This window comes from Paenibacillus sp. FSL K6-1096 (assembly GCF_037977055.1).
GTDB lineage: Bacteria > Bacillota > Bacilli > Paenibacillales > Paenibacillaceae > Paenibacillus_AQ.
Genome location: NZ_CP150274.1, coordinates 105,565 through 116,760, shown reverse-complemented (window position 1 = coordinate 116,760; position 11,196 = coordinate 105,565). Strand labels below are relative to the sequence as shown.

The following is an 11,196-nucleotide window of genomic DNA, read 5'->3' as shown; positions in this document are numbered from 1 at the left end:
GCATCAAGGGCGCATCAGTACCTTCTTCTTCAATTCAGCCGTAGCTTCCTTAGTCAGCGTATATCCGGTATGCGTATCTCTCATGTCCATAATCATGGCTTGCTCGATCTCCTCATTGATCCATAGCTGGAACGCATATTTCTTCTTTGCGGATTCGATTAAGATATCATAGTTGGCATTAGACACATTCAGAATCCCCGGTATAGGTACAGCGCTATGGATAGTTTGGACAAACATTTCTATAGATTCTTGATCTGTGTATTCCATGGGGGCTTCAGGATTCTCCTGTGTCTTGTTGAGTAATTTCGTGACCGTGATTTTCTTGACGGACTCAAAGTCGTAGTTTGTGATGGTCTGCGTGCTGCTGTCTTCATTGGGGTTGGACACGGGATGAACAGAGTTGTTACCTTGTAGGGATTGGTCTTTGTTATCCCCGCCGGTACAGCCCGCCAAAGATAGAATTATAGAAATAGCTGCTGCGGGGACTAGAAGTTTTCGCTTTATCACATTGAACCCTCCTTCATTCTTCTATCATTTATAGGACGACAGAAATGGGAGGTAGTTGCATATTTTGCGGGATTTCTCAAAAATATTACTGGCTGTGAAGCACAGGGCCTAGCCCTCAGGGCAGCGGCACCGATTGTATTCTGTTTTTCGCATACATTAGGCCCGTTACTAGTAGCACGAGCAATTGTATTCGGTTTTTCACATATAATTAGGCCATCTGCCTTCACGGTCGTCCATTGTATTCGGTTTTTCATATACATTTGGCCCGCCCGCCTCTTCGTCAGCAAATGTATTCACTTTTTCGCATACAATCGCAATTGGTCCACTTACCGACTATGGGCGGGGAAGATCCCCGCCCATATAAATACGAATAGCCGCATCCATATATTGCATGACTTCAGCGGTCATTCCGTACATCCGTGCGGGCTGGCCCTCCTGCGGAGTGATGTAGTCCCAATATTTCTGGATGAGCTGCTCGTCTCCGCCAAACATTTTATCGGCGTATTCGATAATAGAGGCCGCAAGCTGCTGCGCTGCCGGTGAATCGGGCGGTTCGGCCAGCAGTCCCGAGGCCCGCCTGAGAATATCGGCCCATTCCATCGTCAGCGGATTGCTCATATCGTTGACCGGCAACTGCTCAAGCTCCTCTGGTGAGAAGTACTGCTCCCGTAGCGCTTTACCTTGCAGAGGCTGCTCAAGCTCACGGATAAATCGAAGCATCTCGTCTATATTCACCTGTTCGCTTGCCCGCATGGCGTATAGGGTTGAATACAGCAATTGCTCTACCGCTTGCAATTTCTCCTGCTGCTGCTTGACGATAGCCATCTGCTGCGTAAGGGCCCGGCTCCAGACGGCAACATCGTTGTGAGCCGTCTCCCCTTTGTCGAGGATGACCTTGATCTCACTCAGCTTAAAATGCATTTGCTTCAGTACAGCAATCTTCTGCAGGCGTAAAATATCATCCTCACTATATGAACGGTATTGGTTCCCGGTATTCCTGTCCGGCTGGAGCAGGCCCTGCTTCTCATAGTAATGCAAGGTGCGGACAGACACACCGGTGAGCTTGGACAACTGCCCTACAGTATACATCGGCTCCCTCCCTACATTCACAGGTGTAAGCGGCGCTGGCGTAACACCAGATTGAGCAGCGCCAGCAGCACAGCGCTGCCGATAATGATTATACCAAATTGTATGACAACCGGTCCTGTCCCCGTCTCCAGCTCATTGTATGTTAGTATCCTCCGCTCTCTCTGCAGAATAACAAACCGCGCCATTGTCAGATACGCCAGATGAAAGCCGATGGACGCCCACAGCGATCCGGTCAAGCTGCGCCAGAGCTGAAGCACCGTGCCGAAGCACACCAGCATAATCACATAGTCTGCGTTAATAATATTTCCGCGGCCCATTCCGCTCCAGGCTTGAAGCTGGTTCACCGTGACCGGCACCAGCACAAACAGCAGCACCTGAGCGCCATAGGCAGCATAGGCAGGCAGCCGCAGCCGCAAGCCGCTGTAGACGATTCCTCTCATCGACAACTCCTCCGGGAGCGCCTCGTACAGAAAGGCAATACAAATATTGAAGGCTACCGCTATTAATAGATCCACGGAGAAGTGCCATTCAATAATGGTGGTCCAGCCCAGCGCACCGGTAATCATAAAGCCTAGTCCACCCAGCAGCAAGGCTAACGCTCCGCCGCTCAGCAACTGCAGTAGTGCGGCTGGAGTTACTGACAGCAGACGGCCGGTCAGCTGGAACCGGCGCTGAATAAGATAGACGGCAGGTACAATGAGCAGCGCTGTAGTCAGAGCCTGTACGACAGCAATGGTGTTGTCCGTGCCGCCGGAAGCCCGGACAGCATTCCCGGCAACTGTGGCTGTGAACAGGCCCAGGGTCATCGCCAGCCATCCAAGCGCCGTAACCGCCAGCCAACTGCTTGTCGACCCCCGGCCATAGCTGTGACTTGCAGGCAGTGTTATTTTATCCATTATCCATCCCTCCTGCTGCCATTATAAACCCTCTACTATACGTCAGGGTCAAGCATGGAATCGCTTAAGTCAAATCATCCCGCAGCGCATCAATGATATTCTCTCTCTTGATTGTGCTGACCGAATACAGCATGGTGACGAACACAACCAGCAGTACGCTGAATATGCTGATGCCGACACTCGTCCACGGGAAGACATAATCGATGTTATCCGCCCCGCCGGTAAGCATTCCACGGTAGATCAGCCAGGAGACGGCCAGCCCGATAGGAAGACCGAAGCTCAGCGCCCTCATCCCGTAAAAAGCACATTCGAAATTCATCATCCGCTGGAAGCCGCGTTCGGACATGCCCACGGAGCGGAGCATCGCCAGCTCCCGGCGGCGCAGCTTGATATTGGTGGAGATCGTGTTGAACACATTGGCAATGGCGATCAGCGAGATCATGACAATGAAGGTATACGCGAACACATTGATGATAAAAATCGTATTGCGGCTCTCGTCCATCATTTTGTACACATTGTACAGCTTGTAATCGGCCGTGACTTGCGATGCTTGTATCATTTTGTCCATTTCAGCCACCGATTGGGCCGGGTTCCTGGAGAGGAAGGTCAATCCTTTCACCACCGCCGGGGTATCCGGGGATTCAAACCTCGCTATAAGCGAATACGGAGCGATCACACTCAAAAAGTACGGATGCCTGGAGCCCCCATCACCCGGGAGAGGGAGAGTATCCGGCGGTACTGTGTCCACGAAGGTAACGCTAATAGGCGAGCCTGCAAACTCATAAGCGGAACCCTTGAACAAATTACTAAACTGATCCACTTCTCTCTTCCGGTTATTATCCGCCATATCCGTCATTTTGGCCACCGAGATGAATTTAGCCTGCGCACCAGTATACTCTTCTTCAGGCAAGCCCACATCCTGGAGAATCTTCAGATAGGCTGCATCATCCAGAAACTGGAGATTTACATCCAGATCAATCAGCTTATCAGGCGAGTACGGTACAGAATTCCCTGAATTTGCCCAATACGCATCCGAAAGATCGCTGGCCCGAACCTTGGCCGGATACTTCAACAGCGCCTGGTAAGAGCTATCGTACACCCCGTCTGCGGTTCTGAGCTTATCATAGAGCGCTATCATCTCCTGATATGTCATCTCCTGCGTGGCGAAGCCGATATCATAGGTTGTAAACGCCACGGCCCGCTCCGACATCTGCCTCATATCCGTTACGAAAGCGTTAGCCGAAATAAACAGCACTACGCTTAACATGAGGGACAGCACAATGCTGCGGTAGCGTTTCTTGTTCCGTTTGAAATTCTTAAGCGCCAGTGTTCCCTCCAGCCCGTAGATTCGCTGTGCCCACCCGGACGTCTTGAGCGCCTTGGCTTCCACCTTAACCTCGTTCGTCTGGCGGATACTCTCCATCACTGGGGTGTTTGCCGCTTTTCTGGCCGGAATATAGGCCGAGATTAGAATGGTAACCAGGCTGAGCGCTGCCGCACAGACAATGGACGGAACAGACACCTTTAAGCTCAGCGGAACACCTGAATAGAGAATATTTCCGAAATTACTGGATACGGCGGACAGCACCAGTCCCATGCTGCCTATGCCCGCGATCACGCCAAGCGGAATGCCAACCGCACCGATACATAGCCCCTCGAACAGAACAGAATTCCTTAGCTGTCTGGCTGTCGCTCCCACGGACGAGAGAATGCCGAATTGGCGGGTGCGTTCGTTCAGGGAGATAGTGAAGGCATTATAGATCATAAATACGGAGCCGGTTACAATAATCAAGGCAACGATTCCCCCGGCTGTATACAGCAGCATGGTGAGCAGGCCATCGCTGGATACGCCCATGAAGCGCAATACAGAATCGTTGTAGACGTAAGCATGGTTCCCGGCAAAGCTGCCGGCATAAGCCTTCACCCCGCGTGGATGCTTAAGGGTTACAAACAGGCTGAAGCTGTCACTTTGGTCTGCGGAGGAGGCTCTGGTGATCAGGGTGTATCCTGGTGCGGCGACTTCTTCAAAAGCAGGTCTTTCGCAGATGCCCACTATCTTGTAGGTGCGCTCAACAGTCGGCGACAGCATCTCTCCGTCCTGCCCCGGTCCGCCTCCGGCAAGATACGGATCATGTTGGCTGAGCCTCTCATTGCCCTTTATGCGGTCTCCGACAGCCAGGGTAAGCGTATCGCCTTCTGCGAATCTTACCCCGCCATTGGCCGCTACATGCGCCGGGACGACAATCTCCCCGCTGTTCTCCGGCATTCTGCCGGAGATCAGGGTAACGGGCAGGCTATTCATGGTGTCCTCATTAAACCCGGCTATGAAAAGATAAGGCTTATCGGGGTTCTTCCCCCCGGCCAGCTTGGCGTACCCTACATTATGATAGGCTGCGGTATGGGTAACTTCCTTGTCGCCTGTCCGCTCCTGCACGAAAGCGGAATTCACCGCCGGGAATTCAAGATGCCAGCTGCCGTATTTCACCTCTGCCCCATTGATCATATAGCTCTGGAGGGACACGGCGAAGGTGGCAACGGCGGTAATCATCGCGGCCGACAGCATGACTCCGATGATGGTAACGATGGTGCGGGTGCGGCTTTTGCTCATTCCCTGCAGGGTAACCTTGTGAAAAATATTCATGGCCGTACCCGCTCATCCCGCACGACCTTGCCGTCGGAGATGCCAATGATCCGGTCGGCCTGCAGGGCGATGTTCTCGTCATGGGTGACGATAAGCAGTGTCTGCCGGTACTTCTGGTTGCTTAATTTCAGCAGGTTGATGATCTCATGCCCGTTGCGGCTGTCCAGGCTGCCTGTCGGTTCATCCGCCAGCATGACCGCCGGGGCATTCATCAAGGCGCGGCCGATCGAGACACGCTGCTGCTGCCCGCCCGAGAGCTGGTTCGGCAGATGCGACCTGCGGTCCTTCAGACCAAGCAGCTCCAGAAGGTCGTTCAGCCGTTCCTCATTCACCTTGCGCTTGTCCATCAGGATCGGCAAGGTGATGTTCTCGACCACATCCAGCGTAGGAATGAGGTTGTGGAACTGGTAGATCAGTCCGACTTGCCGTCTGCGGAAGATCGCCAGCTTCTCGTTGCTCTGGGCATAGACATCCTGTCCGTCCAGATAGACCTTGCCGCTTGTTGGTACATCCACCCCGCCGATGATATGAAGCAATGTGGATTTGCCGGAGCCGGAGGAGCCGATAATGGCGGTGAACTCCCCCTTCTCAATAGTCAGCGACACGTGATCCAGCGCAGTAACCTGGCTGTACCCCTTGCCGTAGACCTTGCATAGATTGTCAATTCTCAGAAATTCCATCCTGTAAAACTCCCTTCACCTGATCTATCCCTAGCTTAGAACCTCCGCCTTACTTCTCGGTGACTTTCAGGTGAGAGATCCGTCACTTAGGGAAGCGAAGGGTAAAAACTGCCCCGCCCAGCGGATGATTCTGCGCGGTGATGCTCCCTCCCTGGCGGGTGATAATCATCCGGCTGAGTGCGAGTCCTATCCCGTAACCGGCAGCTGCCGGGTTCTTGCCGCGGTAATAGCGGTCGAACAGATGCGGAATTTCTTCCGGGTCGAAGCCCCTGCCGCTGTCGCGGATGTTGATTCCGGTATACAGCGGATTGTCCGTGCAGCGGATCTCCACCCTCCCGTGCTCGCCGGCGCTCTCCAGGCAATTTTTGAGGATATTCTGAATCGCCTCCGAGAGCCAGGCTTCATCTCCCTGGAGGACTATCCCATCAGGACAGTCGAGCTTCAGAGCGATATTGCGCAGCTCCAGCGGGATCAGGAACGGACGGAGCGCAGCGCGGACCAGATGGTCTACGGCAATCTCCCCGCTCTGAAATACTACAATGCCCGCATCGAGGCGCGACAGCTTCAGCAGAGAGGTAATCAGCCAATCCATCCGCAGCAGCAGCTCCTCACTCTCGCGGATAAAGGCTCTCCGCTCCTCCTCCGAAGGGTTATTTGCCAGCAGGGACAGAAGCAGATTTACAGAGGTAAGCGGAGTACGGAGCTGGTGCGCAATGTCGGCCAGCGAATCGGCCAGATGTTCTTTGTCACGCTTCAACGCTTCATTCTGCTCCCGGATGCGCAGCGTCATTTTGGTGATTTCACTATGTAATATGGAGAGCTCGCCTTCGTCCGCTTCCCCGATATACAGGTGATCGGCATTATGCAGTACGAGGTCAATCTGACTGGAGATCCGCGCAATGCTCCGGTACCGGGCACGGGTGAACAGCACGAACAGAGCCCCGCAAGCCGCCGCTGCCGTAACGGTAAGGATACCCGCAGCCGGACTAATAGTGAATCCCAGGATCACTGTGACGGCGGCCAGCAGCACGAACCACAGAATGAAATGCTTAAATTCTCTATTGCGCAGCATCGCTGCCTCCCAGCCGGTAGCCCGTTCCGCGTACGGTCAGTATAAGCTGCGGGCTTGCCGGATTATCCTCAATCTTCTCGCGTAAGCGTTTGATGTAGACCGTCAGCGTGTTGTCATTCACGAACTCACCCGCCGCGTCCCATAATTCGTCAAGCAGCCGGCTTCGCGTGATGATGCTGCGGGGATTGTTCACAAACACCAGCAGCAGGCGGTATTCCAAAGCGGATAAGTAGAGCTCACGGCCGTCTTTGCTGACGATACCGCTGGCAGTATCCACATGCAGACCACAATGATCCCAAGCCGGTTCCGTGCGCTTGCTCTGGCGCAGAGCCGTTCCAATCCGGGCAATCAGTTCACGCGGGCGAAAAGGCTTGGTAATATAGTCAGCCGCCCCCATATTCAGCCCGGTCACTACACTGGCTTCATCGCCGGAAGCCGTAAGGAAGATAACAGGAGCTTCGCATACTGCCTTCAGCTCGGTGTACACCGTAAAGCCGTTGCCGTCCGGCAAGGAAATATCGATTAGCGCCAGGTCAAAGGGATTCCCGATGGGCGCCTGGGCAGCCTCACCCCGCGTTGCGGCACGGGTAACGGTGAAGCCTTCCGAGCGGAGCAGCAGCTCCAGATTTCTGGCAATAGCCTGATCGTCTTCAACTAGCAGAATGTGTGGCATTGTTTGAACCTCCGTCTTCAACATTCCCTACATTATACAGCAGACGCATCTTTTAGGCAGTGCCGGAGAGAAGATCCTGCCTCACGCCCCGGGAACGCCAAAAGCTGCGGCACCACTTTCGGCACCACAGCTTCCTTATCATCCATGCCCTATTGAGCTGGCTTCAACTGTATTTTCGCTATATACTCCTTAAACTCTGCAGCGATTTCCTTGTACTTCGTATGGTGCAGGTAATGGGGGCCTTCCATCGGGATCAATTTCCCCTGTGAAGACTGCTTCGCCTGCTCCTCATGCAGCGGAATCCACTGCTTGTTATGCTCGTTGTTCGATTGCGCAAACAGCAGCACTGGCAGGTCCTTGGGATAAGTAAGCTGCTCTGCATTCTTGAAGTTCGACCCCAGATGCTTCAGCTCATTGATCATGGTAGGGTTGTTGCTCACCTGGTTGGAGATCAGATTCAGCTGCTCCTTGGTATGTTCATCGAAATCAAGTGATTTGTATGGATTACCGCTGACAGCTTTCAGCAGCCGCATCAGCCCGGAATCCTGCAGAAACTTCATGGACCGCAAGGGCAGCTTGGCATCCATGCCCGGTTGATTGGGAACACTGCTGTCAATTCCGACGAACGCTTGCACTTCATCCGGGTAAGCCTTGACATAAGATACGCTATAGAGTCCCGTAATGGAATGCCCCATCAGAATGTAACGCTTAAGTCCAAGCTGCTGCACAGCTTCGTGGATCTCACCAATGATATTCTCTGTCGTTCTTTCCTTGTCCGTCCGGTCGCTTAACCCGTAACCGAAGGGCTCGATCACTACAACCTTATACTCCGGAATTAATTCATCGATTAAAAGCTTGAAATCCAGTGCAGGTGAAGCCGTCCCTTGCCCCGGCAGGAGAACAATGGTCTGCTCCCCGCTCCCCTGAATCAGCACATTCATCTTCTTCCCGTCAACCTGTACATACTGGCCGTAAGCATCAATCCGCTTCTGCTCGGCCTTGGTGCTGATGACATTTACAATGAACATAATTCCTATGAACAGCACCAGCGCCCCGAGCAGGCCGCCGATGATTCTCACCCAGAGCTTCCGTCGCTTGCCGTTTCTTCTTCCGTCTGTCTTTAGTTCAGCCGTGTCTGCCATATCGATCTTCTCCTGTCCTCTATCTCTACAGCCGCCTTAGCAGCTTATTTGTAGTATAGCCAGGCCAGATGTCCTCAGCATGACGGCAATATGAACGGAAGATGAACAGGCAGACGATTATACTGCTACAGTTCAGACAGATTAACAGCTATAGACTTCATCACCTCGATTACCTTGTCCGCAGACGGCTCCCGGTAATAGAGCAAATCATAGGACCGGGGAATGAGCTGAATCAGCAGGTCCAGGTCCGTATCCGAATAATCTAGCACCAGCACATTATGCGTTTCCAGCGCAAGCTTAATCCGGGCCAGCCATTCCTCTGCGGGAAGAGATCCGTCAGGAATCACCGCCACTTTGTACAGAGTGTTTAGCTGATTATATAAGCCCTTTACGGACCGGACGGCCAGCTCATACCGGATAAAAGCATCCTTCCAGGGCTTTCGCCGTGCCGGGTCGAACCAGTCCCCGAGAATGCTCTGAAGCTCAACCTCCAGCGTGGGGTGCTTTTGCTTGAATAATTCCAGATTAGTGAACCAGCCCAGGTATTTCTTCGCGTCGTAAGTCGTGGGATGATACTGGTGCAGGACAATACATTTCGTGTTCAGGACGAATTTGGCGCCCTGCTGGTATAAGCGGTATCCGAGTTCACAATCCTCAAGGCCCCACTCGATAAAATCTTCATCGAAGCCTCCGGCTTCGGTATAGCTGCTGCGGGGAACCGAGAAGTTGCAGCTGTAGAGTAGCGCCCATATATTCTCAATATTCCCCGCATTCTCCGAGAATCGCCGGATGATCGGCAGCCGTGGGTCTCTGCGTTCCAGAATTAGAGACGAGCGGTTGCCGTCCTCCACTTGGCTGAACGGTATCCGGTTCTCCTCGGCCAGAAAATCCCTCAGCCCCATCACGACTAGAGGCTCATCGCAGAGCTGGTGCACCTTCCAGTGCTGATAGATGAAATCCCGTTCAACCACCTGATCCCCGTCCAAAAAGAGCAGAATGTCGCCGTCCGCGTGCGACACGCCCAGATTCCTGGCCGCTGATCTGCATTTTGCCGCATCCGGCGTTTTGTATATGTAGTTCAACGGATAATCCAGATTAAGCGCCGTGATCCGCTCCTTTGTCCCGTCATCTGAACCGTCGTCAACGAAGATGACCTCGAAGCAGCCTTCCGGCACCTGAACCTGGCGGTTCAGCGACAGCAGACATTCGGTTACCAGATTTTTGATATTATAAGCCAGCACCAATATGCTGATCTTCATATTTTCCCAGCCTCCTTATGGATGGTACTCCGGTTCACTGCGTTAACCAGTCCGAAGATGGACAGCGCGGCAAGAGATAAGGTCATACAGGCCACGAATACGGAACGGTAGCCGAACAATCCCGATACGGTCCCGGAGACCACGCCCCCCAGCGAAGAACCGATTCTGGAGGTGTTGCTGTAGAGAGTTGTAGCGGTTCCGGGCTCCTCCGGCAGCAGCTCCTGGAAATAACTGATCCCGTAGCCCATGATAATGGACACGGAAATAGCGCTTAGTACCTGGGCGAAATAGAGCAGCACAATGGAGTGCGCCATGGCAAAAACCAGGAAATACAGCACATTTGCGATGATACCAATCAGGATAATCGCGGTTTTGCCCATTTTGCGGGACATGACGCCGACGACAATCATCAAGGGCAGCTCGACAATCGCCGTAATGCTGAAGAGCCATCCCAACTGCTGGTAATTACCATGCAGCGAGGTTGTGAAGAACAAGGGCAGGACGATGCTGCTCATTGAAGACGCAATGCTTAACAGGATGAATGTACCCAGTACGGAGGAAATCTGCGGCTGCTTCATGAATTTGCCCAGATGCACGGGCTGTTTGTCTTCCTGAACAGACAGGGTTACCGGATGGCTGCGGAATAGAATGAAAGCAATCAGGCTGACGAAGATGTACGTTGCGGCTACAATCAGAAAGAGATAGAAAAAGTTATATTTATTGACTAATACCGATCCGATCGACGGCCCGGCAATCCAGCCCAGCGAATAGAACATTCTTAGAATATTCATCGCCAGCGGCTGATTAATGGCACTGATATTGGATTTGGAAATGGAGTCTCTGGCATAGGCAAAGACCTGCGGGAACGAAGCAAACGATATGCCGAAGAAGATTGCAGACACGGCCAGCAGCACATAATAATTGGTGAACAGGGCAAATAACACATAGGCGGCTGACGTGGAGAGCAGCGTAAAGATGATGATTGATTTTCGGCTGAACCTGGAATCAGAGGCTTTGCCAAGGAGCGTGCTGATCAAGAGTCCGAAGACCATGGTGATCGACATCAGCACCCCGTACGACAAAGGCGTCATTCCCGCCTGCTGAATGCAGTACAGCGATAAAAACGGATTGGTCGCCGATACACTTAGCCCCAGCATGGTGATAGTAAAGACCAGGGCGATAAAGCTCGGCATTTTGATAATATCTTTGAGAAAATTCATCTTCATGATTCTGTCTC

The 11,196-nt window shown here is 52.9% G+C and carries 10 protein-coding genes; all 10 read right to left on the bottom strand.

Annotated features, from left to right (window positions below):
- Positions 1-3 precede the first annotated feature (3 nt).
- On the bottom strand, positions 4-507 hold the full coding sequence (locus MHI24_RS00480; protein ID WP_340023598.1) for a hypothetical protein: 504 nt from the start codon (positions 505-507) through the stop codon (positions 4-6).
- A gap of 333 nt (positions 508-840) precedes the next feature.
- Positions 841-1,596, bottom strand: a complete 756-nt coding sequence (locus tag MHI24_RS00475) for a MerR family transcriptional regulator (RefSeq protein WP_340023597.1) — start codon at positions 1,594-1,596, stop codon at positions 841-843.
- A 17-nt stretch (positions 1,597-1,613) separates the two neighbouring features.
- Positions 1,614-2,492 carry a CPBP family glutamic-type intramembrane protease gene (locus MHI24_RS00470; RefSeq protein ID WP_340023596.1) on the bottom strand — a complete coding sequence of 293 codons (879 nt, stop codon included), beginning with the start codon at positions 2,490-2,492 and terminating at the stop codon, positions 1,614-1,616.
- Positions 2,493-2,556: 64 nt separating this feature from the next.
- Positions 2,557-5,133 (bottom strand): FtsX-like permease family protein, encoded by a 2,577-nt coding sequence (locus MHI24_RS00465; protein ID WP_340023595.1) that lies wholly within the window; start codon positions 5,131-5,133, stop codon positions 2,557-2,559.
- Positions 5,130-5,813 carry an ABC transporter ATP-binding protein gene (locus tag MHI24_RS00460; protein WP_340023594.1) on the bottom strand — a complete coding sequence of 228 codons (684 nt, stop codon included), beginning with the start codon at positions 5,811-5,813 and terminating at the stop codon, positions 5,130-5,132. The genes MHI24_RS00465 and MHI24_RS00460 overlap by 4 nt, the downstream gene beginning before the upstream one ends.
- Before the next feature lie 82 nt (positions 5,814-5,895).
- The gene (locus tag MHI24_RS00455; RefSeq protein WP_340023593.1) at positions 5,896-6,885 is read right to left on the bottom strand and encodes a HAMP domain-containing sensor histidine kinase; all 990 of its coding nucleotides are present in this window, start codon (positions 6,883-6,885) and stop codon (positions 5,896-5,898) included.
- Positions 6,872-7,558, bottom strand: a complete 687-nt coding sequence (locus MHI24_RS00450) for a response regulator transcription factor (RefSeq protein WP_340023592.1) — start codon at positions 7,556-7,558, stop codon at positions 6,872-6,874. The genes MHI24_RS00455 and MHI24_RS00450 overlap by 14 nt, the downstream gene beginning before the upstream one ends.
- 149 nt (positions 7,559-7,707) lie before the next feature.
- Positions 7,708-8,700, bottom strand: coding sequence for an alpha/beta hydrolase (locus tag MHI24_RS00445; RefSeq protein WP_340023591.1), 993 nt, complete (start codon positions 8,698-8,700; stop codon positions 7,708-7,710).
- A 125-nt stretch (positions 8,701-8,825) separates the two neighbouring features.
- The gene (locus tag MHI24_RS00440) at positions 8,826-9,959 is read right to left on the bottom strand and encodes a glycosyltransferase (RefSeq protein ID WP_340023590.1); all 1,134 of its coding nucleotides are present in this window, start codon (positions 9,957-9,959) and stop codon (positions 8,826-8,828) included.
- A complete protein-coding gene (locus tag MHI24_RS00435) occupies positions 9,956-11,185 on the bottom strand; it encodes a sugar efflux transporter (RefSeq protein WP_340023589.1) in 1,230 nt (409 codons plus the stop codon). Before MHI24_RS00435 ends, MHI24_RS00440 begins: the two co-directional genes overlap by 4 nt.
- Between the last annotated feature and the right edge of the window lie 11 nt (positions 11,186-11,196).

What these genes read in the sequence shown, in the direction of transcription:
- MHI24_RS00475 (WP_340023597.1), bottom strand. Translation starts at nt 1,596, where the DNA reads ATGTATACTGTAGGGCAGTTGTCCAAGCTCACCGGTGTGTCTGTCCGC.
- MHI24_RS00470 (WP_340023596.1), bottom strand. Translation starts at nt 2,492, where the DNA reads ATGGATAAAATAACACTGCCTGCAAGTCACAGCTATGGCCGGGGGTCG.
- MHI24_RS00465 (WP_340023595.1), bottom strand. Translation starts at nt 5,133, where the DNA reads ATGAATATTTTTCACAAGGTTACCCTGCAGGGAATGAGCAAAAGCCGC.
- MHI24_RS00460 (WP_340023594.1), bottom strand. Translation starts at nt 5,813, where the DNA reads ATGGAATTTCTGAGAATTGACAATCTATGCAAGGTCTACGGCAAGGGG.
- MHI24_RS00455 (WP_340023593.1), bottom strand. Translation starts at nt 6,885, where the DNA reads ATGCTGCGCAATAGAGAATTTAAGCATTTCATTCTGTGGTTCGTGCTG.
- MHI24_RS00450 (WP_340023592.1), bottom strand. Translation starts at nt 7,558, where the DNA reads ATGCCACACATTCTGCTAGTTGAAGACGATCAGGCTATTGCCAGAAAT.
- MHI24_RS00445 (WP_340023591.1), bottom strand. Translation starts at nt 8,700, where the DNA reads ATGGCAGACACGGCTGAACTAAAGACAGACGGAAGAAGAAACGGCAAG.
- MHI24_RS00440 (WP_340023590.1), bottom strand. Translation starts at nt 9,959, where the DNA reads ATGAAGATCAGCATATTGGTGCTGGCTTATAATATCAAAAATCTGGTA.
- MHI24_RS00435 (WP_340023589.1), bottom strand. Translation starts at nt 11,185, where the DNA reads ATGAAGATGAATTTTCTCAAAGATATTATCAAAATGCCGAGCTTTATC.